Here is a 25,691-nt window from a genome sequence, read left to right as displayed (position 1 = left end):
CATCATGACAAACGACAATACCACCCATTTTGGTTTCAAACAGGTTCCTAAACAGGAAAAAGTGGCGCTGGTGCGCGGCGTGTTCGACTCGGTCGCCAGCCAGTACGACGTCATGAACGATCTCATGTCGATGGGTATCCACCGCATCTGGAAACGAGTGGCCGTGCAACTGGCGAATGTTCGTGAAGGCGACAGCGTGCTGGACCTGGCGGGCGGCACCGGCGATTTGACCAAACTCTACGAAAAGCGCGTCGGCAAATCCGGCCAGGTGATACTGGCGGACATCAACGCCGCCATGCTGCGCACCGGCCGCGACCGGCTGATCGACCATGGTTTGAGCGGCAATATCCGCTACGCCCAAGTCAACGCCGAATGCCTGCCTTTTGCCGACAACACTTTTGATTGCGTGACCATCGGCTTTGGCTTGCGCAACGTCACCGACAAGGACGCCGCCTTACGCTCCATGTACCGCGTGTTAAAACCCGGTGGCCGCGTCATCGTCCTGGAATTTTCCCACCCTATCGACCCGATCACCGAAAAAGTCTACGACTTTTACTCCTTCAAACTACTGCCAAAAATCGGCGCCGTGGTGGCGAAGGACGAAGACAGCTACCGTTATCTGGCCGAATCGATCCGCATGCATCCCAAGCAGGACGAACTCAAGCAAATGATGGAAAACGCCGGCCTGGAGCGTTGCGAGTATTTCAACATGACGCAAGGTATCGTTGCCGTACACCGGGGCTATAAATTTTAAGCTCCCGTTCGCCGGTCGTGAAAGCGGAGAATTGCCAATGGCACTAAAACCAGCTCAGCATTACATCAGTGAAGCCGAATACTTGGCCGGCGAGATGATCAGCGACATCAAGCATGAATTGATCGACGGCGAAGTTTACGCAATGGCGGGCGCCAGCCGTAACCACAACCTGATCATTAGTAACACGGTCCAGAGGCTAACCAATCATCTGCAAAACAGTCCCTGCGCCACCTTTTCATCCGATTTAAAAATCAAAGCTGCGGCGAATTTTTTTTACCCCGATGTGATGGTGGTTTGCGCCGATGAAAACGGCGACGAGTACTACACCGAAAAACCGACCATTATCGTTGAAGTACTCTCCAAAGCCACGCGCCGCATCGACAAGACCGTCAAGCTCAATGCATACAAAGCCTTGCCCAGTTTGCAGGAGTACGTGTTGATCGAACAAGACCATGTCGAAGTGGAAGTATTCAAACGCTCGGCGAATTGGTCGTCCGCGCATTACTTCCTCGGCGACAGCCTCACCCTGGAATCAATAGACTTAACCGTGACAGTCAGCGATTTATACCAACGAGTCAATAACGAAGACATGCAAGAGTTTCTGCAACAACAGCAAGCACAGGCGAGTGATGTCGAGCAGCGTTAAGTCCTTATTAATCTCCGCGCTGGAAACCGCACTGAATCGTTATTTAGCGCTGGACGATCACATCGAACAGTATCTAACGCCCATGACCGGCAAAGTCATCGCCCTGCATGTGACGTCTTTCGACAGCAGCCTGTATCTTTGCCCTACCGCGCAAAGCATACAAATTCTGGAGAGCTATCCGGGCAGCGTGGACGCCACACTCAGCGGCTCGTTGTCGGCGTTGGGCTTGATGGGCCTTAGCGCCACACCCATGCGCTCGTTGTTTAAAGGCGAAGTCCGCATCGACGGCGATACCCAAGTCGCCCGCCGCTTGCAACGCCTCTTCGAAAAACTGGACATCAACCTGGAAAGCAAAATCGCCCGTTATACCGGCGACGCCTTTGCCCAACGCTTGGGCCAGTTGTTCCGCGACAGCCGCGACTGGACCCAGCACACCTTGACCACCTTTCGCTTGAACCTGGAAGAATTCCTGCAAGAAGAAACTCGCGAGCTGCCGGCCAAATCGGAAGCCGAGTTATTTTTCCGCGACATCGACACCTGCCGCAGCGACTGCGACCGCCTCGATGCCCGCCTCGACCGCCTGGAAAACTCGCTCCACTCAACATCCGCGCCTCAATAACAAGGACCTGCCCCGTGATTCGCCCGAAAATTCTGATGCGCCTCATCCATATCAACTGGGTGATGATGTTCCATGGCTTGGATGAAATTGTTTTAAAAACCCATTTATTTCGCCCCATCCGTTATATCGCGTTTTTATCGCCAAATTATTGGACCAGCAACTCCCGCGAACCGCGCGGCGCCCGCATCCGTAAAACCCTGGAAGACCTGGGGCCGATTTACGTCAAATTCGGCCAAACCCTGTCCACCCGCAAGGATTTACTGCCGGAAGACATCGCCGAAGAACTGGTCAAACTGCAAGATAAGGTGCCGCCGTTTTCCGCTGACACGGCCCGCAAAATCATCGAACAACAACTGGGGCAATCGATAGAAGAGGCCTTCGCAGAGTTCGATCCGCAACCACTGGCCTCGGCCTCGGTCGCACAAGTACACACCGCCACGCTGCACACCGGCGAAAAAGTCATCGTTAAAGTCTTGCGGCCGGACATCGAAGACAAAATTCATTCCGACGTCGGCTTGCTCTACGAACTGGCGCGACTGGCGGAGCGCTTCTGGAGCGATGCCCGCCGCCTGCGGGCGATGGAAATCGTTGCCGAGTTCGAAAAAACCATTCTCGATGAACTGGATCTGGTGCGGGAAGCCTCCAACGCCAGTGCCATCCGCGCCAATTTCAAGAACTCCGAGATGCTCTACATTCCGGAAATTCACTGGCCGCTGACCCGCCGCAAAGTCTTGGTGATGGAACGCATCTACGGCATTCCGGTCGGCGACATCGACGCCCTGCGCAAAGGCAATGCCGATTTCAAAAAACTGGCCGAGCGTGGCGTGGAAATCTTTTTCACCCAAGTCTTTCGGGATAATTTCTTCCACGCTGACATGCATCCGGGCAATATTTTCGTGCAATTGCCGGACAAATACTTGGCGGTGGATTTTGGCATCGTCGGTAGCCTGTCCAGCTCCGATCAGCGTTATCTGGCCGAAAATTTCCTGGCCTTCTTCAACCACGACTACCGGAAAGTGGCGCAAATGCACATCGAATCCGGCTGGGTGCCGGCGACGACACGAATCGAAGAATTCGAAGCGGCAATCCGTAGCGTCTGCGAACCGATTTTTGAAAAACCGCTGAAAGACATTTCCTTCGGCTTGTTACTGCTAAGACTGTTCCAAACCGCCCGCCGCTTCGACATGGTCGTACAGCCGCAACTGGTCTTACTGCAGAAAACCCTGCTGAACATCGAAGGCCTGGGCCGCCAGCTTTATCCCGATCTGGACTTATGGCAAACCGCCAAACCGTTCCTGGAAAACTGGTTCAAGGAGCGCGTCGGTCCAGGTAAAAAGATCAAGGAGCTGTTTGCCAAATTCCCGGAAATCACCGAGCAAATCCCGGAAGTCCCCGGCCTGGTATTCCAAGCCCTGCAAAGCGCCGCGCACATGCAGCAGCAACTTCAGCAGCAGCAAAAAGACATGCTGGAGCTACGCAAACAACTTAAACGCAATAATACCCGCACGTTGCGGGCTATTCTCAGTGCGGCGGTGTTGATTGCGGCGGCGATAGTGTTGCAGTCGCCGTTGTTGGGGGGGTAAGTTGCCGCTTATCCCTGCGGAAGCATCTGATGGGTAATTTGCAAGACAGGGACGATAGACAAAAGGAAATATGCATTAATAAACATATATTTATCGGGAGAATATATGATATGTGGTAGATATACAGTTAACCATCAAATTACTTGTTAGAGGCTAAACATCTCGTGTCGCATATCCCTCTCCCTTTTCTGAGCTTCGCTGCTGATATCTTGGCCGATACCAGCCGAGGCTTGAGTGGAAACGAAGTTGTGAAATCCTTTAACGCTTACGCTGTCGAGTACAACATCAATATTCCTCATGCGGCGTATCCGTTTGAGGCCCCAAACAAGCGAACGGCGCTGCTAGAAAATCTGAAGTGTTTCCCTCCCCCTCTTCAGTTCAAAATTATTAGAGAGTTGTGTGATCACCGAATCTTCTCCAACAAGCAATACGACGAGCTGAAATCACTAAAGGTAAAGCTAGTCTCCCAATTCGCGCACCTCGCACCAAAAGACGAATTTTCTAAGCTTAACGAGACACTCACCGAAGAAACGCGCCACTGGCTCGACAGCTTCCCTAATGCACTAGAGTTGTACTTGCAGGCAATTCAAAAATACAAACACGGAATCTTTAGCAGAAACTTGCTTGATGATCTCCGACTCAGTTTGGAACTATTGCTGAAATGTGTTTTTAAAAACGATAAGTCTCTCGAAAATCAGCTCGGCAATGTCGGTAGTTTCGTCAATGAGGCCGGAGGTTCGAAAGAATTCTCGAATATGTTCTCGAAGCTGATCGACTACTACGCGAAATACCAAAACACATACATCAAACACGATGACGCTGTGGTGGAGGAAGAAATCGAGTTCGTGTTTGAAATTTCATCATCTTTTATGCGCCACATAATTCGGCTTCATGCAAAGTCACCAAGCCTATAACATAGCGATCAACCTCCCTCCATTCGGTCGCTGGACGCTAAGAGGTAAAGGCGCGCAGCCCTTAGGGCGCATTAGCGACAGCGCAATGCGCCGAATGAACATCACATGGCGCAATAGCCGTTGGTTTTTATGCCCACCCGTTTAATAGGCTTTCGTGTTTGGTGTCGCTAACGCGACGGCTGATTTTAATGTCGGGTCTCGGCCCGACAGCCGAGATACCTTTCTTTGCTTGTCCAAAGAAAAGTATCCAAAAGAAAAGACACCCGGATGCCGCTTAGCTCACTCGGCACATCCCTGTGCCTCGCCCTTCGGGTGCAATGCATGCAAATCGGCTATCCTGCCGATTTGTCCTGCGCTCCTCGCTTTTGAACGGGGTTGCCGAAAGGGGCTTCCTGCCCCTTCGGCAACGCGCCGCATCCCTGCGGCGCCCCTAACGGGCTGAACCGTTCAAAAGCTCCGGTGCTCGGCGCGGCATACGGGGAGAAAACCATCCCGGTTATCGGTGGGCTTTCGAGAGACCGTAGGGCGCATTAGCTTTAGCGTAATGCGCCGAATGAATCGACACACGGCGCAATGCCCGTTGGTTATTGCGCCCTACGAGCTGTTCGAACACATGTTGGCAATCCCTTAATCACTCTGGGCGTGTGCTATCTCGCAAATGGTCCAAACGATGTTTCGCATACCCCTCGTTCCTCCGAATACGCTTCGCTATTCGCAGCTACGCCACTGATTTTTCACCGCGAGGAGAAACCCGGCTAGCCATTTTCGATGGCTTGGAAGACAGTCATAAGGAAATACATTCTATAAAACATAGGCTTATTGCAGCCAGATCGGATTCGTGCTAGATGTGCAGTTAACTATCTAATTCTTTGTTGGGCATCAAAATGGAAAATGTTTCAATGCACTCACAAGTCACAGCAATCGGATTTGTCGAAGCCGTTCGGCCTCATGCGGAAGATGATTTTTGGGGAGGAGAGGAAGCGTGTATTGCGCTGACGTCGGAATTTACTTTTGAGGCATTGCAAGGGATTTCTGATTTTTCCCATGTCGAAGTACTGTTTCTTTTCCATGAAGTCGAGCCATCAAAAATTGTCAAGGGCGCGCGCCACCCTCGGAACAATAGCGCGTGGCCAGCCGTAGGCATCTTCGCGCAACGTGGTAAGAATCGGCCAAACCGCATCGGCAGCACGATCTGCCGTGTGATTCGTGTGGAAGGAGCGAAGCTTTTCGTCGCTGAATTGGATGCCATCAATGGCACGCCAGTGCTCGACATCAAACCCGTCATGGCTGAGTTCCTGCCACGCCAGAAAGTTCATCAACCAGTCTGGTCACATGAACTAATGCGTGACTATTGGCTGCACAAGTAGTCCTCCAAGGCCTTATGGCGCATAGGCGTTAGCGGAATACGCCGGATGAATCGACACGCGGCGCAAGGCGTGTTGATTATTTCGCCCTACGAGCAAAATCCAAAAGAAACGTCAAAGCCCTTTAAGCTCGCGACGGGGTTTCCCCGTATGCCGCGCCGAGCACCGGGGCTTTTGGTGGGAATAGCCCGAAGGGGTGCGGCAGGGATGCCGCACGTTGGCGAAGGGGCAGGAAGCCCCTTTCGCCAACCCCCGCCAAAAGCTCTGGAGCGCAGGAAACAAGCGGCATCCGGGTGGCTTTTCTTTTGGTGACTTTTCTTTGGCCAAACAAAGAAAAGTTACTCGGCTGTCGGGCCGAGACCCGACATTAAAACAACCGTCGCGTTAGCGACACCTAAAGCCCCCCGCTCGCCTCGATACAGACTTTTAAGTGCAATTTCCCCCAGTTTGAATTAGCATCGTCCAACCATTTCCTTAAAGCCCCAGCACCTTGTATCAGCAATACTTCAATTTCAGCGAATTGCCTTTCTCGATCTCGCCTGACCCGCATTTCATGTTCATGAGCGAGCGGCATCAGGAAGGTTTGGCGCATTTGCTGTACGGCATTAATCAGGGCGGTGGCTTCGTCGCTTTGACGGGCGAAGTGGGCACCGGCAAGACTACGTTGTGCCATTGCTTGCTGCAGCAATTGCCCGAAAATGTGGATATTGCCTTGATTTTGAACCCTAAATTAACGGCACAGGAATTACTGGCGACAATCTGCGACGAATTGGGCATCAGCCATGCCGGTTTCGCGGCCAAACAGCTGATCGACGCCATCAATCAATACCTGCTGGCCGCTTATGCGCAAGGCCGGCGCACGGTATTGTTGATCGACGAAGCGCAGAACCTCAGCTTGGACGTATTGGAGCAAATTCGCCTGCTGACCAATCTGGAAACCAGCAAAGCCAAGCTGTTACAGATCATCTTGGTTGGGCAGCCGGAACTGAATGCGTTGCTGGCCCGCCAAGACTTGCGCCAGCTCAATCAACGTATCACCGCCCGCTATCATTTGCTGCCGTTGTCGCTGGACGAGACCCGTGCATATATCCGGCATCGCTTGCGGGTCTGCAAAGGCAAACATCGCCTGTTCAATCCTGCGGCCATCCGCAAGATTTACCACTATTCGCAAGGCGTGCCGCGCCTGATCAACATTCTGTGTGACCGGGCCTTGTTGGGCGCTTACGCCACTAATGCGCGGGAAATCAACCCGGCGATTATTCGCCGAGCTGCACAGGAAGTGTTAGGGTCGGTAACAGCCAAACGCCGCTGGTATGGCGCAACCGCCGCGATTTTGGCAGTCGGCGCTTGGGCGGGATCGCAGTTTTGGTCGCCGCCGATGCCCGTTGTTGAACCGGCCAAACCGGTTGTTACCCAACCGACCGTGCTGCCGGCGCCGCCCATCCCCGCCGCCAAGCCGGTCAGTTTTGCCGATCAGCTGGATCAGGCCGGCCTCAGCTTTGCCGAAGCCGTGACCGAGTCGCTAAAGACTTGGCATCTATCCGCCCCCGCAGGCCGCGCAGCGGATTGCACCGCGGTGGCCGCTCTGGGTTTGAATTGCTTATTCAGCAAAGCAAATTGGCAAGAACTCCTGAGCTTAAACCGGCCGGTGATTCTGGCTTTTTCCGACCCGAGTGGCGGCAAACGCTATGTATTGTTGACCGGCGTTGACCATGATTCGGCGATTATCCGTTTGAAGGACACCATCAACATCCCGCTAGCAGAGCTTTTAACCCTCTGGGACGGCAATTATTTGTTGCTGTGGCGGCCGCCGCATCCAGGGGTCACGGAAATCGCTCCCACGCAGCAATCCGCAGCAGTGCTCTGGCTGCGCGAACGGTTAAGTAAAATCACCGGCAAACCTGCCGGCGACATGGCTTCCCGAATTTTCGATGAAACGCTGAAAGCCGAGTTGTCTAGTTTCCAACGCCGGCAACATCTGACGCCCGACGGCATAGCCGGCGCCCGCACCCTGATCCATCTGGATAACCAAAGCGGCGCCTCTACTGCGCCTCATTTGGCAATCACCACTCGTTAGGCTTGTTGATATGTCTTACATCTTGAACGCATTGCGCAAATCCGAACGAGAACGCCAAGCCATGCAGCCCGACTCGGTGACCAGCCGCATCGCTATCGAGCAAACGCCGGAACGACACGGCCTGACTAAGATCATCGTGGCGCTGGTCCTGTTGAATTTGGCGATTCTGGTCTATTTTCTGGGCATCGCGCCGCAGGCACCCGCAGACAAAGTGCAGCCCCTGGCCAATATCGAAGAAGCGGCGCCGTTGATCGCGAAAGCAAATCCACAATTGCAGGCCGATAGTCCACCGAAACCGGCAAAGCTTGCCCCCACGCCCAAAACTGAGCCGCCTCGCAATCCGACGTCGGCAGCCGAGAAACTCGCCGCTAACACAAAACAAGCGGTTGAGCCGGTCGAGAGGGTTAAACCGGCCGTTGCGCCAGCGCAGCCGGTTAAGCCCTTACCGACGGTAACCACCGCAGCAGCGCCGGCTAGCAAGCCGACAGCCGAGATAGAACGACAATCTAAACTTGTTCCGCAACGCATCGAAGAACCCAGTGAACAAGCCGTAGCGAAAAAACCGGAGCCAGTCGCGCTAGCAAGTCCACAAAACGACTTGCCCACTTTACAAGACTTACCGCCGGAAGTGCGCCAGTCGTTGCCAGACCTACCGATTAATGTATTTAGCTATTCACCCACACCGGCGGAGCGTTTCGTGATGATAGACATGGTCAAATACGTACCCGGCCAGACGATCAAAGACCAGTTGGAACTGAAGGAAATAGTGGAGGACGGGATCATCGTCCGTTATCAGGGCCGGGTGTTCAAAATCAAACGCTAATAGCAGCTGGCGGAATGCCTAACGCCTTCCGCCCGGCCCATTGAACTGGGTTGCAGCCAAGCTCAAAAACTATATTTGGCTGAAAACTGCACCCGCTGTAACACGCCATCCCGACCATCGATCAACTCGCGCGTCGCATAAGTGTATTCCACGCCAAACATAGCCTGGCTGACCGGGCTCCACAGCAAATTGGCATGCACGGATTGCACCTGACGGCTCAGCACCGTATTTGCGTAACTGGGGTAATCCGCCTGCGCAAAACCATAGGTAACATTAGACCGCCATTGCTTATCCCACCAATGCTGATAAGACAACATGCCGCCGTAGGCATTGACCAGCTCGATAGCGCCATGTTGATCCAGCGCCGCGTCGGCGAAGGTGTTATTGGTGGACACATAGCGCCCGTCGCCTTTGCCGTAATGCGCCATAAAGCGCATATTATCTAAACCGAAGGTACTTATCCGTCCGGCCAAATTAACCCCGCCGCCCCACTCGGCTTGCCGATAACCCGTCGAGCCATTGCTATAGCGCAACTGCCTGCCGACCGCCGCCAAAGACACATTACCCCAATCCGGATTCAGGTTGAGCCTAGCCATCAAATCCGGATAACGATCAGCGTTGGGCGTCGTGTAATACCCCGCATCCAAATTGGGATTAGTGCTTTTACTGGAAGAAGGCTCCAGCGCACTATCGACCCACAAACGGCTGCGCGGCGCCTCCAATGCCACTTGCCACTCCATCGGCGTATCCAGCCAATTAAACGGCTCGCTCCAGCGCACCAAGGGATCGCGCAGGCTCGCGACAGCGCCAGCAGAGCCACCCACATCCAACGTATCCGGCAATGCGGATACGTTGAGAAAGGTGGTCCAGGTTTGTCCGGCCAGGAAATGACCGATGGAGCCGTAGGCGTGGCGCAAACGCGGCGTGTATGTGTACGTTGCCGGATCGCCGTAAAAGTCAAACTCGATATAGGTGTTGATGTCGCCCCAGTCAGTCGTCGGGGTAAACGATTTGAACCACAAGCGGCTTTCTTTGCCGTGAAAAGTAATTTGCCCACGTTCACCGGCCGCACCCACCGGAATTTGCGCCATCGCCAGTTGCTGATCGCCCAGCCTGTCACGCCCAGCGCTGACGCTGTTAAACAAGGTGTCCATTTTCACGAACCCGCCCAAACCCACCGAAGTGTCGGTACCGGGAATTTTAAACGTGCCTTTCACATCGCCAACCGTCACCGCCGGCTTCTCTTTGGCCTTATCGCTCACTGAAGCGGAACCGGTGCCGCCCGTCGCTACCGTTGTCGGTGACGCCGCCACCGCTTGCACCGTATTGCTGACCGGTGCCTTGCCGGCGGCAACTTGCTCGGCGCGGACATGCTGCAACTCCTGCTCCAGCTGTTCGATCCTGGCATTGGAACGCTCAACCTGACTCTGTAATTGAGTGACTTGCTGACTTAAGGCCTTCAGCAAAGCCTTGATGTCTTCGTCGGCAGCTTGCGCGGGATTTACCATCCAACAGCACAGCAACATGAGACATCGTTGTAGGAATTTGCTCATCTTCTAACCCCCCAGCTTTCTAAACAACGCATGACAAGAGGTACAGGTGGTGTTGATTTCATGCAGACTATCCGGAATGGCGTCTATATGATTTTGCTCGGCCAGATGCTGCAATTGACGCATCTCTTCGCGCAGCTTGCCGGCCAGGGCCAGAAACGTGGTTTGTTCGCCTGCGTTTAACTGCAAACCGGGCATACGGGCAATCATGATCTCGACAGTAGCCGCCAAATCCCGCGCTGCTTCGCCGATTTGCCTTGAATATTTACGGCGCTCCACGTCTAGTTGCTGTTCGGTCATAAACCGCTCCTGCATCAGGCTGTTCATCCGGTCCATCAATTCATGCAAGCGCTTGTCCCGCACCGCATGTAAGGCCGGCTGGCCGGTTTGGCTGCGCCCACCCTGCAAATACGCATACTGATTATTTTGGCTACAAGCGCTCAACATCAATAGTAGTGCGGATAGATACAGCGTTTTCATGTGTTGCGCTCCGGTTCGATCAATCTGAAAGATGCGGCGCTCAGCCGCATCCTGGCCTGGTTTAAGTTTACCCGATTCCTGTGTGGATATTTTTTCAGCCGCCATCTAGGGTAGCGTCTGCAGTTTAGGTATCATGCTGCTTCCGTTCTTCCGACAGGATCCCGCCTATGTCACTTTTCGATTCGCTGTCCCAGCACACGGTACTGTTGCCGGATGAACTGCGGACTTTGGCCTCCGACTTTTGCACCAAGCTCGACGAAAAGCTTAGCCAAGAGCAACGCCAGGTTTTCGACAACGAGGTATTTTGCGCTTCGGTATTAAAAGTCTGTGTTTGCAGTCAATTTATCAGCGAAAGCTGGCTGCGCCATCCCGATCTAATTCCGGAGCTGGTGACATCCACCGATCTATTCGCCCCGCTGCGCCGCGCCGATTATGCCGCCTCATTGCAAAAGAGCGGCAACGCCGACGGCGAACCTGCCCTAGCCAGGCAATTACGTATATTCCGCCGCCGGGAGATGATCAGAATCGCCTGGCGCGATCTGGCCGGCTGGTCCGATCTGGACGAAACGCTGTCGGATTTAACCGCCTTGGCCGAGGTCTGTATTCAAACCGCGCTGGATTTTTTATATCGGCAGGCTTGCGCGCGCTGGGGCACACCCACGCTGGCCGACGGCACGCCGTTTAACATCGTGGTGCTGGGGATGGGCAAACTCGGGGCCTGGGAATTGAATTATTCCTCCGACATCGACCTGATTTTTGCTTACGCCGAAGACGGCGTCCTCACCGAGAAAAAGGAAATCAGTTACGGCGAATTCTTCACCCGCATCTGCCGCTCGCTGGTAAAAATGCTGGACGAGATTACCGTGGACGGTTTTGTGTTCCGCACCGACGTGCGTTTGCGCCCGTTTGGCGACAGCGGCCCGTTGATCATGAATTTCGACGGCATGGAGCATTACTACCTGACCCAAGCCCGTGAATGGGAACGCTATGCCATGATCAAGGCCCGGCAAGTGGCCGGCGATTTCCATACCGGCAAACACCTGGCCGCATTAATCAAACCGTTTGTCTATCGCCGCTATCTGGATTACGGCGCGTTCGAGGAATTACGCTCGTTAAAATTCCAAATCGCCCAGGAGCTAAAACGCCGCGACCGCGCCGACAATGTCAAACTCGGCCCCGGCGGCATCCGCGAGGTAGAGTTCATCGGCCAAGCCTTTCAGTTGATTCGCGGCGGCCAGGACGTCGCCTTGCAGCAACGTGAAATCCAAACCATCCTCAGCGTTCTGGAAGAGCTGGGGTTGATGATGGTCGAGGATGTGGCCACCTTAAAATTTGCCTACCGGTTTTTACGGCGCGTGGAAAACCACATCCAGCAATACCAGGACAGACAAACCCACGACCTACCCGCTAACCCGCTGGTACAACAAATTCTGGCCTATTCACTGGACTTTGAGGATTGGAGCGCGTTCAAAGCCGAACTGGACCAGGTCCGCGAGTCGGTGCAGGATATTTTCGAGCAAGTGTTTTCGCTCAGCGAACAGGACAATAAACAGCAAAGCGCGCGCTTGATATGGGCCAGCCCCGCGGACAACGAACTGGCGCTGGAAGCACTGGCCGACTATGGCTTTGCCGATCCGCTGAACATCCAAAAAGCCCTCGTCGATTTTAAAGAATCGCACGCGATTAAACGCATGACCAGCAAGGGGGCCGGGGTGTTGGACCGGTTAATGCCGCAACTGATAGAACAAGTGGCAAACAGCGAAAAAAGCGATGCGACCTTGCTGCGGATTCTGGATTTATTCGAAGCCGTAGCCGGCCGCAACGTCTATCTAGCCTTGCTGGCCGAAAATCCGGACGCGCTGAATCAGCTGATCAAGCTGGCCGCAGCCAGTCCGTGGATTTGCGAATATCTGTCCCTGTATCCGATTCTGTTCGACGAACTGCTGGATACCCGTTCGCTGTACGACCCGCTGCAAAAACAGGCCTTGCGCGAGGACTTGCAGCGCGAACTGGCGCGCGTCGATACCCAGGACAGCGAACAACTGATGATTGCGCTGCGCCAGTTCAAGCATCTGAATGTGTTGCGGGTAGCCGCAGCCGACATCATGGGCGTGATACCGGTCATGATCGTCAGCGATTACCTGACCTGGACCGCCGAAGCCATTCTGGAGCAGGTGTTGCAATGCGCCTGGCAAATGCTGGTCAGCAAGCACGGCCACCCGCCCGGCACCGGCCCCGATCCGCAAAACTTTGCGATCATTGCCTTCGGTAAATTCGGCGGCATCGAACTGGGCTACGGCTCGGATCTGGATTTGGTATTTTTATATGCCTGCGCCGACGGCGACGCGCAAACCAACGGCGAAAAACCGATCAATGCCGGCCAGTTTTATTTACGTCTGGGCCAAAAAATCCGCCACATTCTGGATACCAAAATGCTGTCCGGCATCCTCTACGAAGCGGACTTACGCTTGCGGCCCAACGGCGATTCCGGCTTGCTGGTCACGCATATTGACCATTACGAAGCGTATTTAAAAAACGAAGCCTGGACCTGGGAACATCAAGCCTTGGTGCGCGGCCGTTTCGTGGCCGGCGACGAAAGTTTGAAACACAGCTACAAAGCCATCCGCGGCCGGATTTTAGCCTTACCGCGGGATCGCGAAGAACTGAAAACCCAGGTGCGGGAGATGCGTGAAAAAATGCGCGACAACCTGGCCCCCAAAGACCCGTCGATATTCGATCTAAAGCAAAGCCAGGGCGGCATCGCCGACATTGAGTTTATCGTCCAGTTCGGCGTCCTCGCAGAAACCGCGCAGCAGCCCAGTCTGGCAACTTACACCGACAACGTCCGCCTGTTGGAAGGTTTACAGCAGCACGGTTTTATCTCGCCAGCCGATGCCGCCTTGCTAAAACAAGCTTATTGCGCCTACCGCGATTACGGCCACCATCAGGTTTTGCAAGGCCTCAGCGCCACCGCGCACGGCGACGAATTTCAAGAACTGCGCAAGGAAGTGGAGCGGATTTGGCAGCAGTTTATGCTCTGATACTGAGCTAAAAAATGTAGGCGGCGAATTCCTCGCCCTAAACTCTAAGACTTGGAGAAATTTATGAAAGCTTGGTTACTGCTATGTTTGGCAGCGTTCTCGACCGCCCTGGCCGCCAACGGCAAGCCCGGCAAGTTTGATGGCTATGTGCTGGCCTTATCCTGGTCGCCCACCTATTGCGAGGAACAGCCCAAAGACCGCGAACAGTGCGGCAAGAAATTGGGTTTGGTGCTGCATGGCCTATGGCCGCAATACAACGTCGGCTATCCAAGCTTTTGCACCAAGGAAGCCTACGCACCTAGTCAAGCTCAAGCGTTTCCTGAGCTTTATCCGTCCGAATTTCTGTTCGAACACGAATGGGAAAAGCACGGCACCTGCTCTGGATTAACCCAAGCCGGTTATTTTCAATTATCGCAAGCACTGAAAAGCAAAGTCGCCATCCCGGAGGCCTACCAGCGGCCGCAAAAACCTTTCCGAACCACGGCGGACGGCTTGAAAAGCGCCTTTACCGAGGCCAACCCGTGGCTGAAGGAACAGGCCATCGCCCCATTCTGCAGCGGCGGCGGGCGGTTTTTCAAGGAAATGTTCGTGTGTCTGGATAAGGGCGGCGCGACCGCTAGTTGCAGCGCCGACGTGGTTAAAAGTGCGGCGAAATCTTGCGGGCAAAAGGATTTTTTGGTGCGGAATATTAAATAGCTGCGGGGGCTTTACAGCGATTTCTTGACGCTTGCCAGCCTCGCAACCGAGGGTTAACAGACCTAAACTTGTCATCCACTCTATCTAAACGGAGACGGCCATGCGTAGCGAAATTAATATCAGCCCCAAGGGCTTGCAAGTCAGAGCGATCGCCGGTACCTACGTGGTCTTGTTGGCATTTACCTGCCCGAAAGCCTATTGCAGCGGCTTAATCGGTTTCGGCATCCGCCGCGAAGACCATGAAAACGGCGAAATCACTTGGCTGCGCGGCTTAAAGCGCTTCGACCTGCCCGGCGACGACGGCTCTAGCGTCAGCAGCCGTCATCACCCGATCCAGAAATTCCATTGGGGTGACTACACCACCAAGCCTGGGCGCAGTTATACCTACACCGTCCATGCGCTGACCGGCAAACCGGGCGCATTAAATACTTTCGATTCGGTTGCGCTGCAAGTCAATTGCGAACAACCCGCCGCCATCGGCAGCAAAGGTCATGCGGTGCATTTCAATCGTAGCGCGGCCGCCAGCCAGGCTTTTGCCTCTCGCTTTCCGCACTTGCCGGCAGGTGAAATCGTGGATCAGAACGCGCGCCGCTGGCTGTCGCGCGGTCTGGAGGAGGCCCTGATTGCCTATATCGACGCAGCCCAAGCCAAACAAGGCTTACATTTATTTTTATACGAATTTGCCAAAGACGCATTTTTCGAGGCACTTAAACGCGCGAAGCAACGCAAGGTCAGGCTGGAGATTTTGTACGACGGCTTGCTGGACGCCAAAGGCGACGGCCCTTCACTCGACGCGCTGCCGCAGATCAAAAAATACGGTTTGAAAAGCGTCTGCAAAGCCCGCACCGGTGCCGGTTTGAATATCTCGCATAACAAATTTATGGTGTTGAGCAACGGCAAAGGCAAACCGCTGTCGGTGTGGACCGGCTCGACCAATTTCACCGATAGCGCGATTTACGGGCAATCCAACGTCGGCCACGTCATCAGTGATGCCACAGCCGCCAAACAATATTTCGAGTGGCATCAAACCGTCTGGAAAAACCCCAGCTTGCCCGGCGCCGACTCGCGGAAAGTCGCGATGGGTTTAACCCAACCGCCGACCACGACCGCGACGGGTTCGCATCTGGTACTAAGCCCACGCAAATCCACCGAAGCCATCAACGAATGCGCGGAATGGGTAACGGCAAGCAAACGCCTGATTTGCTTTACCGCGCCGTTTGCCATGCACGACGACCTGGAAGCGGCCCTGGCCGCAGCGCCTGCTCACGTCTTGGGCTTGTTGAACACCCGCAGCGTAGTCGGTCAAGCCTTGCACGACGCGCCCAACACCCAATTGGCGGCCAGTGCCGCTATAGATGAAAAATCCATTTTGGAGCAATGGCAAGGCCGGCTGCTGGCCGAATCCAAACATCATTCCGGTGTGCATGTGCATACCAAAATCCTGCTGGTAGATCCGCTTTCCGACAAGCCCTTGGTCGTCACCGGCTCGGCCAACTTCAGCACCAATTCCTGCCGTTACAACGACGAGAACCAGCTCTTCATCATCGGCGACACAGCGGTCGCCGACGTGTATTTGGGCGAGTTCATGCGTATGTTCGATCATTACTATTTTCGCGACTATGTCAGCTGGACCGCCAAACAAAAGAAAACCGATCCCAAAGCCGGCTTTCTGGACCCTACCGACCAATGGGCTTTGCGATTTTTCGACGGCGGCGAGCGCGAGGTGGCAAGGTTGGCGTTTTTTTAGTTGAGTTAGGCAAGTCCTTAGCGAACCAATTGTTTGGATTAAGTGGCATTCAATGGGCCTCTTTATCCTGAATACAGACGGGCGGTCAATTCCAGGGATTCAGCCTTTCTGATTGTGGGATAATGGAAACGCCGCCTTTGAGGCGGTTTTTAGACCAAGAATGAAGAGGAATCGCCGGTGGCGACAGAGAAAGAGTTGTTGAAGAAGTTTTTAGACCCGCTGAAGGTATGCAAGCGGTACAAACCAAAGTTTGGACAGGGAAATAAAGAAGAAGGCGTATCCCTTCCGCAGTTTCTTGACCTGTACGGGGCCGATCCGTTCTATGCGTGGTGCGGCCTGAATTCTGAACTGATGTATGCAGCCCACAAAGCCGCCGGCGGTATGACTTCGGTGTACCGGCAAATCGGCAAGGGGTGCGAGAACCTTTTTCGTGAAATCATCATTGATGCCACGGGCTACACGGACAGGAACAGCGCCACATGGTCCTACAAGACCAAGACGAGCGCAGGGAAAGACAAAACACTCTCGCTTGATGGTCGCCTCCAATTCGATGACATTACGAACGCTGCGGTGAAGGCACGGGTAAACGAGTGGGTTGCCGAATACTGCCGAATTCTTGGTGCGAAGATCCCCGACCACGGCGCGGTGTTCGAGGTTCGTCAGGGGTACAAGAGCAAGGATAGTAAACGGCAGAACGGCGATATCGACAACATCGCCGTAGCTTGGGCACAAGGCTACATGCCCGTGTTTGCCATCTTCTCCGGTCAGATTGACGGTGATTTGGTCCTTCGCTATCAAAACAGCCGAGGTGGAATTTTGGTCGGTCGTGCAGACGACGCATCGACCGCATCCCTGTTCGCCTTCTGCAAGGAGGTCTTGGGCTTTGATCTTGCCGACTTTTTCAAGCGCAACTCCCCCGCAATCCAGAAGGAAGTCCAAGAAGCGCTGGAAGCCTTATTGAATGCTTGAAGTCACGCGCCATTCCGTTAAGCAACGCTCGGACCTCACGTTTAAGCATAACAAGTCGCTCGGTCGCCACGGCTGGCTCCGGCTTACTCCGGCCTACTCTGTAAAGCTGGTGAAGGAGATAATCGCCAGATTCCCCCCCAATATTGCGATTCTTGATCCGTTCTCCGGGACTGCGACCACGACACTTACGGCGGCGGAGCATGGCAACTCTGCGCTTTCATTCGACATCAATCCGTTCTTGATCTGGCTTGGCAATGTAAAGTGTCGGTCATACTCGTCTGATCACTTGGCCTTAGTGCAAGACGGTGCGCAACAGGCTATCGCTCGGGTTCCCGCCTTGATGAAGAAGGACAATTGGACCCCCCGCCTGTTCAACATCGAGCGCTGGTGGTCAGCCGATACACTCCAAGCTCTAGCGGCACTTCGGACAGGGCTTGTCGAAGTGTTCGGCGAGCCGGAGAAAGATCGAGCGGACGGGCTGGCGTGGGTGGCCTTCTGTCGGTTGGTGATAGAGACTTCTGCAGCCGCCTTCAATCACGTGTCCATGTCATTTTCGTCGGAGACGATAGACCACGAAGTCGAGCATGTGACAGACCTGTATCTAGTCATTCTCGATGCCGTGCTTGCCTCTAGCGCTACCCAGCTACGCGGCCAGGGGGCGGTTGTTGCGGTGGATGCCCGCGCTATTCCAGAAATGGGGCGGCGCTTTAACCTTGTCGTCACCTCCCCCCCCTATCCGAATCGCATCAGCTATATTAGAGAACTTCGTCCGTACATGTATTGGATGAAGTTTCTTGAAGAAGCCCGAGAAGCGGGTGAGATGGATTGGAAGGCGATAGGCGGCACTTGGGGGATCGCTACAAGTCGCCTAAATGAATGGGGACCAAATGGCAAAGTGCTCCCGGAGGTTCTAACTGATGCGGTTGGACGCATCGCAAAGAGCGACGGCAAGAATGCTCAGCTCATGGCGACCTATGTGCTCAAGTACTTCTATGACATGCACCTGCATTTATCGTCGCTACCAAACGTACTGGAGCCGGGTGCAGAGCTTCATTACATTGTCGGCAATTCCAGCTTCTTCGGAAACATGGTTGATACCCCAGCGATTCTGACTGCCTCCCTGCTGATGCTTGGGTACGAAAACACTGATTCGATGGTCATACGGAAGCGGAACTGCAACAAGGCGCTTTTCGAGTATGACGTTACTGCTCGTTGGCCGGGGTAATTACATTTAGGATCAATTTGGGAGTATTCCTCCAACTCAAATTGCCTATTCAATGACAGCAAGCTGCGAGATGCCGGCCACAATCACTCGATTGTATGACCGCGACCGGCGGCAAAGGCCGTGTAATTAGCTTACAGGCTCAGCACTATACGACTGGAAAGGTCACAAACCTACCCCAGGGCCGTAGGGTGGATAAGCGAAGCGCCATCCACCTATTTGCGTTCCCATGGTGGATGGCGCTTCGCTTATCCACCCTACAATTTTTATTATTTGAATGGCCGATTTAAATTTTAAACCGACATTCAAGATAAATACCCGAACTTCCACTTTGGGTCGACTGCGTCTACTTCCCTACTTAATTGACGCTAACCAAAATCCGATACCTCATCTTTACCAAGCTTTACCTTCCCAGTATTGCCAAGCCCGATACCAAAGCATAAACTCCCTGCAGACTTGGCGGGCGGCTGGAGCTAGCGTTTCGGCATCCTGCCAAGCCATATCCTGCTATCTGCTGTCGAAGCCATCGCCACTACTGCCGGTCGGGAAACTATCCGTCATCCTCAAGTAGACATACATTATTGCCATGCTGCAATCGCTCGATTCCTCCCCAAACCGCCGGCGTCTGCGCTGGCTTGTCCTGTTTTTACTGGCTATCGCGGTCGCAGTTGGCGGCTGGTATTTTGCCAAGCAGCCCAAACACGCAAACCAGGACAAAGCCGACAGAGTGGAAGTAACTTTGGGCGATCTGGAAGAAAACGTCACCGCCCAAGGCAAGCTGGAGCCCAAGGAATACGTGGATGTCGGCGCCCAGGTCACCGGCCAGTTGCAAAAAATTTACGTCAAGATCGGCGATAACGTCGAAGCCGGCCAATTACTGGCCCAGATCGACCCGCGCATCTATGCGGCCCGCGTCGCCGCCGACGAAGCCAACATCAAAAACTTGCAAGCGCAACTGGCCGGCCAGCAAGCGCAAGTGGTATTCGCCCAGCAACAATACGACCGCAACCGCGAGTTATTGCAAAGCAAAGGCATCAGCGTCCAGGACTTTCAGAATAGCGAGTTCACCTTAAAAAACGCCAAGGCCACCGCCGAATCGTTGCAAGCCCAAATCGAACAGGTGCAATCGACTTTAAACGGCGACAAAACCAATCTGGGTTTTACCAAAATCTTTGCGTCGATGGACGGTACCATGGTCGATCAAAAAGCCCGCGAAGGCCAAACTCTGAACGCCAACCAAACCACGCCGACCATTTTGCAACTGGCCAAACTGGATACGATGACGGTCCGCGCCCAGGTGGCCGAGGCCGACGTGATGCGCTTGCGTTCCGACATGCCGGTGTATTTCACCACGCTGGGTTCCGGCGAACGGCGCTGGCAAGGCACGGTCCGGCAAATACTGCCAACGCCGGAAGTGATCAATAACGTGGTGTTGTACAACGTGCTAGTTGATGTCGATAACCGCGACCGGCAACTGATGACGGGCATGAGCACCCAGATGTTTTTCGTGTTGGGCAAAGCCGAACAAGTCCCGCTGATTCCTGTGAACGCATTGGGACCACGTCAACGCAAGGAAGATAAAGCCAGCGGCCATGCTTACCAAGTTAAAGTCCTTACCGAACAAGGCGTGCAAGACAAAATCGTCCAAATCGGCTTGAGAACCAGGCGCTTTGCGCAAGTGCTGGACGGCCTGGCCGTCGGCGACAAACTACAAATCAACACCGGCATGGACGACAAGGCCAAAAACCGCAAAAACAATCAAGGCTATCCCGGCGCAGGAGTGCCCAGACTATGAGCGCCCTGCCCCTGCTGCAACTTGAGCATATTCAGCGCTTTTACCCCAACGGCGACACCATCGTCCGGGCGCTGAACGACGTCTCGCTGAGCATTTGGCCCGGCGAATTTGTGGCGATCATCGGCCAGTCCGGCTCGGGCAAATCCACATTAATGAACCTGATCGGCTGCCTGGACAAAGCCGATGTCGGCAGCTACCAAGTGCTGGGGAAAAATGTCGCGGATTTAGACCCGGACCAACTGGCAGAGCTGCGCCGGGAAAGCTTTGGCTTTGTCTTCCAACGCTACAACCTGCTGAATACCGCAACCGCCGCCGAAAATGTGGAGATTCCGGCCTTATATGCCGGTCTGCCCAAACCCGAGCGCCAACAACGGGCCTTGCAATTGCTCGGCAAACTCGGTTTGGCCGAGCGCAGCGGCCACAAACCGATGCAACTATCCGGCGGCCAACAGCAACGGGTGGCCATCGCCCGCGCCTTGATGAACGATCCACCGGTCATCCTGGCCGACGAACCCACCGGCGCGCTGGACAGCCAAAGCGGCACCGAAGTGATGGCCTTGTTGAAAGCCTTGCATCAGGAAGGCCGCACCATTTTATTGATCACCCACGACGACAAAGTCGCTGCCCACGCCCAACGCATCATTCATATCGCCGACGGCAAAATCGTCAGTGACGGCACCGCCAATCAAAGCGGACAGCGATTGCCCCCTCCCCAGCACCGCGGCATCGGCGCGGCTGGTTTGCTGGCCGAACTGGGCGAAGCCGCCAAAACCGCTTTGCGCTCTTTGCGCGCCAACTTGTTTCGTACCGCCCTGACCTTGCTGGGCATTGTGATCGGCGTCGCCGCAGTGGTGACGATGCTGGCAGTCGGCCAGGGCAGCCAAGAAAAAGTGCTGGATCAGATGCGGACGATGGGCACCAATATCCTGTCTATCCGTCCCGGCCTGACCGGCTTTCGCGGTGGCGGCGACGTGGCGACACTCACTTTGGCCGACGCCGAGGCGATTGCCGAGCTGGATAATGTCGAATGGGCGTCGCCGGAACGCAGCAGTCGCTTGACGGTGCGTTACGGCGCCGTCGATTACGCCACCAGCGTGCAAGGCGTCGCGCCGAGCATGCCGATGGTGCGCGACTGGCCGGTCGGCAGCGGCGACTTCTTCGACGAACGCGACCAACGCCGTTATGCGCCGGTGATGGTGCTAGGCGAAACCGTGCGCAAACTGCTTTTTGTGGAAGGCGAAGACCCTATCGGCCGTTTTGTGATGATAGGCAATATTCCGTTTGAAGTGATCGGCGTGATGTCACCCAAAGGCGCCGATGCGATGGGCAGCGACCGGGACGACGGCGTGTTTGTGCCGATCAGTACCGGTTTGATTCGTTTATTTGGGCAGAAATATCTGGGCGGCATTACCGTCAAAGTCCGTGACTTGAACAAAATTGACGACACCCAACAAGCCATCAGCGACTTGTTGATCGCCCGCCACCAGACCGAGGATTTTCGCATCCGCAACATGGCCTCCATCATCGAATCGGCCACCGAAACCCAGAACACCTTTACCCTGATGCTGGGCATCGTCGCGGCGATTTCCTTGCTGGTGGGCGGCATCGGCGTGATGAACATCATGCTGGTCAGCGTCACCGAACGCACCCGCGAAATCGGCATCCGCATCGCCACCGGCGCCCGCCGCCGCGACATTCTGCTGCAATTCAATACCGAAGCGGCGGTGGTCTGCATCCTGGGCGGGCTGATGGGCGTATTGCTGGGCTTCGCTGCCGGTTATCTGCTGAAGTATTTCGAGATGGCGGTATTGTTCTCGCCGTTGCCGGCGATATTGGCCTTTTCCTGCGCCTTTGGCACCGGCTTGTTGTTCGGCTATTTACCGGCCCGCAAGGCCGCTCATTTGGACCCGGTCGTGGCCTTGGCGGCGGAATGAATAAAATGGTTAACCTTGACTTCAGGGACTTTCTAACAGCTCAAAAAGACTCCTTCTCCCTTCAGCACCCGTGGGGCATAAAGGAGAAGGCTGGGATGAGGGAATCCAATCAACAGCCTACATCACCATGGCTTCCAGGTTTCGTGGGAATGAAGACCCATGGCGATTCGAGAATACGTTTGATCAAGCCTGTGCGTTTGCTATTGGCCGGCACAGTACTGTTCGCGACCGGCTGCAATTTATTGACCGAATACCAAAGCCCCGTCGTGGAAACCCCTACGCAATGGCGGGAGGCCGAACAAGCCAACAGCGCCAACATCAATCCGCAATGGTGGCAGGCCTTTGCTAGCGAGCAATTGAACCGATTGATGACCGACGCGCTGGCTTATAACAACGACTTGAACGCCGCCCGGCAGCGTATCGAACAAGCCCGCGCGCAGGCCCGTATCGCCGGTGCCGGGCTATGGCCGGCAGCGACCCTGAACGGCGATTTTACCGATACCCGCAACAACGCCAGCGACACGCAAAAAACCAGCGGCCAGCTGGACATTGCTTACGAAGTGGATTTATGGGGCGCCAATCGGGCCCGGCGCGATGCCGGCAGCGCCCGGCTGCTCAGCCAGGTGTTCGCCCGCGATGCCTTGCAATTGGTAGTGATGGCCGATGTCGGCCAAGCCTATTTCAATTTGCTGGCCATCCAGGAGCGGCGGCAAATCGCCAGCGATTTTTTGAATACGGTCACCGCGATTTTGACCATCATCGAAGCCCGGCAGCGAGCCGGCGCCGCTTACGAACTGGAAGTGGCGCAGCAGCGCACCGCTCAAGCCAACGCCCGCGCCAACCTCGATTTACTGACGCAACAGCAAACCCTGGCGGAAAACACCCTGGCCATTTTGCTGGGCCATCCACCGCAACATCTGGTACTGGAACCGGCGCAATTCGCCGCACTGAGCGTACCGATCATCGCCGCCGAGCAGCCGGCCACATTGTTGCAACGTCGGCCCGACATCGGCCAATTGGAGATGGAATTGATCGCCGCCAACGCCGACATCGCCGTGGCCCGTGCGGCATTTTATCCCAAACTGCAACTCAGCCTGAGCAGCATATTATCCAATCCGCAACCGGCCGGCGTCGCGGCCAGTCTGGCGGCCGGCTTGACCCAGCCTTTGTTTCAGGGCGGCCGCCTGGAAGGCGCCTTGGGTAACGCCCTGGCAACCAATGCCGAATTGGTGGAAAACTACCGGAAAACCGTGTTGACCGCCTTCAAGGAAGTCGAAGACGCGGCCACCACCTACGCCAACTCCAGCCGCCGCCTGCAAGCCCTGCAACACGCCGCCGCCCAGGCCAAACTGGCCTACGACATCTCGCAAAACCGCTACCGGCTCGGAGCGGTCGATTACCAAGCCCTGCTGAACGCGCAAAGCAGCTACCTGACCACCGAAAACAGCCGGGTACAGGCCAGACTGGACGTGCTGGTTGCTCAGGTGCAGATGTATAAGGCGTTGGGGGGCGGTTGGGCGTTGAGTGAGCAGAATACCGATTTGTCCGACTTGGCGCCGGGGCCATGACGGAGGAATTCGGCGCCATGCCCGTTGATTCTTGTAACCAGGGTTTACGGATTAAAAGTCTTGACGGAATGACTTTGCCGTTAGGCTACTGCATAATCACAATACGTCAGGCGAAAAGAAAGGCACCGTACTGAGATTGACGTATTTGCCCTGGAGCTTAGGATGGGCTAAATTTTGTGTGTTTTTTGTTTTTATCAAGGTTCGGTGGCTCCGTTTGACTTTAGTTAATGGCGGGCCCCGTTACCTTAGCGTTGAGCGACCAGCCGATTTCTTTGCAAACAATGGACTACTACCGATGCCAGAACTAACAGACGCAGAACTCAGAGAAAGGGAACTCAGGCTTCAAGAACAGCAATTGGAGCTTGAACAAAAGAAGCTATATGTCGAATTTGCCAAATATGGTTTTGCAGGGACTCTGACTGCTTCGATTATTGGCTTGCTGGCAGTGGTTGGACTCGCAGCGCTGAATGCATTCACAGACGCTAAAATCGAAACTTGGGGCATAGTTGCCGTTGCAGTGATAGTCTTGCTCGGAGCAATAGCATTCGGCTACTTTTCATTGTGGGAGTTACCTAAGATAGCGGGACAGTTCAGCAAGACCAAAACTGGAATTTCCCTGGGCCCGGGTAACAAGGACAAGGACGGCTCGTAGAAAGATAACGTGCGCCAAATCCTAGCGAAAATAGGATGCAGCCGTCAGACACATCAATCGAGACCGTTGCGCCTCGCATGGCTCGGCACAACCTATTTTGGACTGTGGCTCCAGGACCGTAGCCACATTGGAATGCGGCGCAATGCCCGTTGGTTGTTTCGCCCTACGCGGGCTGAATATCACCTTTAGGCTTCCACAGAGGATCCAACAAAACCACAGCATTCCTGTTTTCGGTTTTAGAATCCCATTCCAATTTTCCACTCGTCCATATGCCGGTCACATGACATACATCGGTTAAATCGTAATATCCAAGTGCTAAATGTTTAGCCCTCATACGTCTGGCTGAACTTATTCCCCAAGCGTCCCAAAAATTTTCAGTCCTAATTGCGAAATTTAAGGCGCCACGTAGACGCACACTTGAATAAGCAATTACTGAACACTCCAAATTCTTTTCGAAAATAGATTTTGCAACCCACGATGACTTTTTATAATCGTCATCATCGCTGACTAGACATTCATATAAAAATGCGTCTGTAAGTAACAGAGATTTGGCCTCTTCATGGGAACACGCATTGATGATGGAACTTATCGAGTCGGATCTATTTCCACAAAGGAAACCCCTTCCGGTTCGTTGAATCTGCATAAGCTCTCCAATAGGGCACACGGTTACTTGCTTCCCTGGGCAAATTTCCAACTCTGACATCAGCACCGAAGATCGTTCTGCGCGGATTTCGTTTAGCGCAGTTTCTGGCCTATCCGCCACATACAAAATTGAAAATCCTTTCGGATTGGCCCTTCCAGCAGATGCGGGGATATTTTGTCTCCAAAGTAAATCTTGGGCATTATTTGGATATTCGTCTTCCCCAATTATTCTCGCTCGCCTATATCTCCATCCTGGCCCCCAATCGACTGTAAGAATTACGTGCTTATTGACAAGGTGAGAAATGAATTCGCGCTGCTGCGTTAGATCCATAGAATCAAAACTATTAATACCATCAACTAGCTCTGCAACAGGAATAGGGGGAAATTTGTGCGTAATAGGATGTAGCATAAAATCCAACATTTTCAGTATTGTAGAAGGTCGAAAGATGCAAAAGCCAATGGGCATTGCGCCGTATTTTAAAACTACTCAAAGCCATGCAGGGTACGCGCCGCGTACCTTATTCGAACTTGATTCATATCCAAAAACTGAAAGGTACGCGATGCGTACCCTACCATTCAATTAGCTCGTAGGGCGCATTAGCGATAGCGTAATGC

At 54.4% G+C, this 25,691-nt stretch carries 20 protein-coding genes; 17 read left to right on the top strand and 3 right to left on the bottom strand.

All coding sequences use genetic code 11. The annotated features are described in order from the left end of the window. Nucleotides 1–4: 4 nt before the first annotated feature. The 8 genes from ubiE to ACWAU0_RS11840 all read left to right on the top strand — a co-directional run bounded on the left by ubiE (nucleotide 5) and on the right by ACWAU0_RS11840 (nucleotide 8,780). Nucleotides 5–754, top strand: coding sequence for a bifunctional demethylmenaquinone methyltransferase/2-methoxy-6-polyprenyl-1,4-benzoquinol methylase UbiE (ubiE, locus tag ACWAU0_RS11875; protein ID WP_033158390.1), 750 nt, complete (start codon nucleotides 5–7; stop codon nucleotides 752–754). A 37-nt stretch (nucleotides 755–791) separates the two neighbouring features. After that, nucleotides 792–1,400 carry a Uma2 family endonuclease gene (locus ACWAU0_RS11870; RefSeq protein ID WP_458136781.1) on the top strand — a complete coding sequence of 203 codons (609 nt, stop codon included), beginning with the start codon at nucleotides 792–794 and terminating at the stop codon, nucleotides 1,398–1,400. Next, nucleotides 1,384–2,019 (top strand): ubiquinone biosynthesis accessory factor UbiJ, encoded by a 636-nt coding sequence (locus ACWAU0_RS11865; RefSeq protein WP_458136780.1) that lies wholly within the window; start codon nucleotides 1,384–1,386, stop codon nucleotides 2,017–2,019. The genes ACWAU0_RS11870 and ACWAU0_RS11865 overlap by 17 nt, the downstream gene beginning before the upstream one ends. A 14-nt stretch (nucleotides 2,020–2,033) precedes the next feature. After that, entirely contained in the window at nucleotides 2,034–3,602 is a 1,569-nt protein-coding gene (gene ubiB, locus ACWAU0_RS11860) for a ubiquinone biosynthesis regulatory protein kinase UbiB (RefSeq protein ID WP_458136779.1), read from the top strand. A gap of 164 nt (nucleotides 3,603–3,766) precedes the next feature. Beyond that, nucleotides 3,767–4,516 (top strand): hypothetical protein, encoded by a 750-nt coding sequence (locus ACWAU0_RS11855; RefSeq protein WP_033158386.1) that lies wholly within the window; start codon nucleotides 3,767–3,769, stop codon nucleotides 4,514–4,516. Nucleotides 4,517–5,415: 899 nt separating this feature from the next. Continuing rightward, entirely contained in the window at nucleotides 5,416–5,883 is a 468-nt protein-coding gene (locus tag ACWAU0_RS11850) for an SAM-dependent methyltransferase (RefSeq protein WP_523070792.1), read from the top strand. A 487-nt stretch (nucleotides 5,884–6,370) separates the two neighbouring features. Continuing rightward, nucleotides 6,371–7,957, top strand: coding sequence for an ExeA family protein (locus tag ACWAU0_RS11845; protein ID WP_458136777.1), 1,587 nt, complete (start codon nucleotides 6,371–6,373; stop codon nucleotides 7,955–7,957). A 10-nt stretch (nucleotides 7,958–7,967) separates the two neighbouring features. Further along, nucleotides 7,968–8,780 carry a general secretion pathway protein GspB gene (locus ACWAU0_RS11840; protein WP_458136776.1) on the top strand — a complete coding sequence of 271 codons (813 nt, stop codon included), beginning with the start codon at nucleotides 7,968–7,970 and terminating at the stop codon, nucleotides 8,778–8,780. 62 nt (nucleotides 8,781–8,842) lie between these two features. Here the strand turns inward: ACWAU0_RS11840 and ACWAU0_RS11835 are convergent, their stop codons facing one another. Together ACWAU0_RS11835 and ACWAU0_RS11830 are read right to left on the bottom strand one after the other, a co-directional pair. Beyond that, the gene (locus ACWAU0_RS11835) at nucleotides 8,843–10,333 is read right to left on the bottom strand and encodes a DcaP family trimeric outer membrane transporter (RefSeq protein WP_458136775.1); all 1,491 of its coding nucleotides are present in this window, start codon (nucleotides 10,331–10,333) and stop codon (nucleotides 8,843–8,845) included. Between the two features lie 3 nt (nucleotides 10,334–10,336). Beyond that, nucleotides 10,337–10,810 (bottom strand): hypothetical protein, encoded by a 474-nt coding sequence (locus ACWAU0_RS11830; RefSeq protein WP_458136774.1) that lies wholly within the window; start codon nucleotides 10,808–10,810, stop codon nucleotides 10,337–10,339. A 167-nt stretch (nucleotides 10,811–10,977) separates the two neighbouring features. Here ACWAU0_RS11830 and glnE point away from each other — a divergent pair, with 167 nt between their 5' ends. The 9 genes from glnE (at nucleotide 10,978) to ACWAU0_RS11785 (ending at nucleotide 24,434) form a co-directional block, all read left to right on the top strand. Next, the gene (glnE, locus tag ACWAU0_RS11825; RefSeq protein ID WP_458136773.1) at nucleotides 10,978–13,851 is read left to right on the top strand and encodes a bifunctional [glutamate--ammonia ligase]-adenylyl-L-tyrosine phosphorylase/[glutamate--ammonia-ligase] adenylyltransferase; all 2,874 of its coding nucleotides are present in this window, start codon (nucleotides 10,978–10,980) and stop codon (nucleotides 13,849–13,851) included. 63 nt (nucleotides 13,852–13,914) lie between these two features. Further along, the gene (locus ACWAU0_RS11820) at nucleotides 13,915–14,547 is read left to right on the top strand and encodes a ribonuclease T2 family protein (RefSeq protein WP_458136772.1); all 633 of its coding nucleotides are present in this window, start codon (nucleotides 13,915–13,917) and stop codon (nucleotides 14,545–14,547) included. Nucleotides 14,548–14,647: 100 nt separating this feature from the next. Beyond that, complete coding sequence (locus tag ACWAU0_RS11815; RefSeq protein ID WP_458136771.1) at nucleotides 14,648–16,294, top strand: phospholipase D-like domain-containing protein; 1,647 nt, start codon at nucleotides 14,648–14,650, stop codon at nucleotides 16,292–16,294. A 177-nt stretch (nucleotides 16,295–16,471) separates the two neighbouring features. Further along, nucleotides 16,472–17,263, top strand: a complete 792-nt coding sequence (locus tag ACWAU0_RS11810) for a hypothetical protein (protein WP_458136770.1) — start codon at nucleotides 16,472–16,474, stop codon at nucleotides 17,261–17,263. Next, entirely contained in the window at nucleotides 17,256–18,488 is a 1,233-nt protein-coding gene (locus ACWAU0_RS11805; RefSeq protein ID WP_458136769.1) for a DNA adenine methylase, read from the top strand. The genes ACWAU0_RS11810 and ACWAU0_RS11805 overlap by 8 nt, the downstream gene beginning before the upstream one ends. A 583-nt stretch (nucleotides 18,489–19,071) precedes the next feature. Next, nucleotides 19,072–20,280, top strand: coding sequence for an efflux RND transporter periplasmic adaptor subunit (locus ACWAU0_RS11800; RefSeq protein ID WP_458136768.1), 1,209 nt, complete (start codon nucleotides 19,072–19,074; stop codon nucleotides 20,278–20,280). Further along, a complete protein-coding gene (locus ACWAU0_RS11795) occupies nucleotides 20,277–22,214 on the top strand; it encodes a MacB family efflux pump subunit (protein ID WP_458136767.1) in 1,938 nt (645 codons plus the stop codon). Before ACWAU0_RS11800 ends, ACWAU0_RS11795 begins: the two co-directional genes overlap by 4 nt. Nucleotides 22,215–22,363: 149 nt before the next feature. Then, complete coding sequence (locus ACWAU0_RS11790) at nucleotides 22,364–23,782, top strand: efflux transporter outer membrane subunit (protein ID WP_458136766.1); 1,419 nt, start codon at nucleotides 22,364–22,366, stop codon at nucleotides 23,780–23,782. 295 nt (nucleotides 23,783–24,077) lie between these two features. Further along, nucleotides 24,078–24,434, top strand: a complete 357-nt coding sequence (locus ACWAU0_RS11785) for a hypothetical protein (protein WP_319962067.1) — start codon at nucleotides 24,078–24,080, stop codon at nucleotides 24,432–24,434. 163 nt (nucleotides 24,435–24,597) lie between these two features. On the opposite strand, the gene ACWAU0_RS11780 is transcribed toward ACWAU0_RS11785, so the two are convergent. Next, complete coding sequence (locus tag ACWAU0_RS11780) at nucleotides 24,598–25,497, bottom strand: RES domain-containing protein (RefSeq protein ID WP_458136765.1); 900 nt, start codon at nucleotides 25,495–25,497, stop codon at nucleotides 24,598–24,600. Between the last annotated feature and the right edge of the window lie 194 nt (nucleotides 25,498–25,691).

The organism is Methylomonas sp. Uni0009 (assembly GCF_054188105.3).
Note: the sequence above shows the minus strand (reverse complement) of the source record. Positions and strands in the feature narration are given on the sequence as shown.

Bases quoted from the DNA above. Each gene is read 5' to 3' on its own strand.
- ACWAU0_RS11865 (WP_458136780.1), top strand. From the start codon at position 1,384: ATGTCGAGCAGCGTTAAGTCCTTATTAATCTCCGCGCTGGAAACCGCA.
- ACWAU0_RS11795 (WP_458136767.1), top strand. From the start codon at position 20,277: ATGAGCGCCCTGCCCCTGCTGCAACTTGAGCATATTCAGCGCTTTTAC.
- ubiE (WP_033158390.1), top strand. From the start codon at position 5: ATGACAAACGACAATACCACCCATTTTGGTTTCAAACAGGTTCCTAAA.
- glnE (WP_458136773.1), top strand. From the start codon at position 10,978: ATGTCACTTTTCGATTCGCTGTCCCAGCACACGGTACTGTTGCCGGAT.
- ACWAU0_RS11780 (WP_458136765.1), bottom strand. From the start codon at position 25,497: ATGTTGGATTTTATGCTACATCCTATTACGCACAAATTTCCCCCTATT.
- ACWAU0_RS11790 (WP_458136766.1), top strand. From the start codon at position 22,364: ATGAAGACCCATGGCGATTCGAGAATACGTTTGATCAAGCCTGTGCGT.
- ACWAU0_RS11830 (WP_458136774.1), bottom strand. From the start codon at position 10,810: ATGAAAACGCTGTATCTATCCGCACTACTATTGATGTTGAGCGCTTGT.
- ACWAU0_RS11820 (WP_458136772.1), top strand. From the start codon at position 13,915: ATGAAAGCTTGGTTACTGCTATGTTTGGCAGCGTTCTCGACCGCCCTG.
- ACWAU0_RS11835 (WP_458136775.1), bottom strand. From the start codon at position 10,333: ATGAGCAAATTCCTACAACGATGTCTCATGTTGCTGTGCTGTTGGATG.
- ACWAU0_RS11805 (WP_458136769.1), top strand. From the start codon at position 17,256: ATGCTTGAAGTCACGCGCCATTCCGTTAAGCAACGCTCGGACCTCACG.
- ACWAU0_RS11815 (WP_458136771.1), top strand. From the start codon at position 14,648: ATGCGTAGCGAAATTAATATCAGCCCCAAGGGCTTGCAAGTCAGAGCG.
- ACWAU0_RS11800 (WP_458136768.1), top strand. From the start codon at position 19,072: ATGCTGCAATCGCTCGATTCCTCCCCAAACCGCCGGCGTCTGCGCTGG.
- ACWAU0_RS11840 (WP_458136776.1), top strand. From the start codon at position 7,968: ATGTCTTACATCTTGAACGCATTGCGCAAATCCGAACGAGAACGCCAA.
- ACWAU0_RS11850 (WP_523070792.1), top strand. From the start codon at position 5,416: ATGCACTCACAAGTCACAGCAATCGGATTTGTCGAAGCCGTTCGGCCT.
- ACWAU0_RS11870 (WP_458136781.1), top strand. From the start codon at position 792: ATGGCACTAAAACCAGCTCAGCATTACATCAGTGAAGCCGAATACTTG.
- ACWAU0_RS11785 (WP_319962067.1), top strand. From the start codon at position 24,078: ATGCCAGAACTAACAGACGCAGAACTCAGAGAAAGGGAACTCAGGCTT.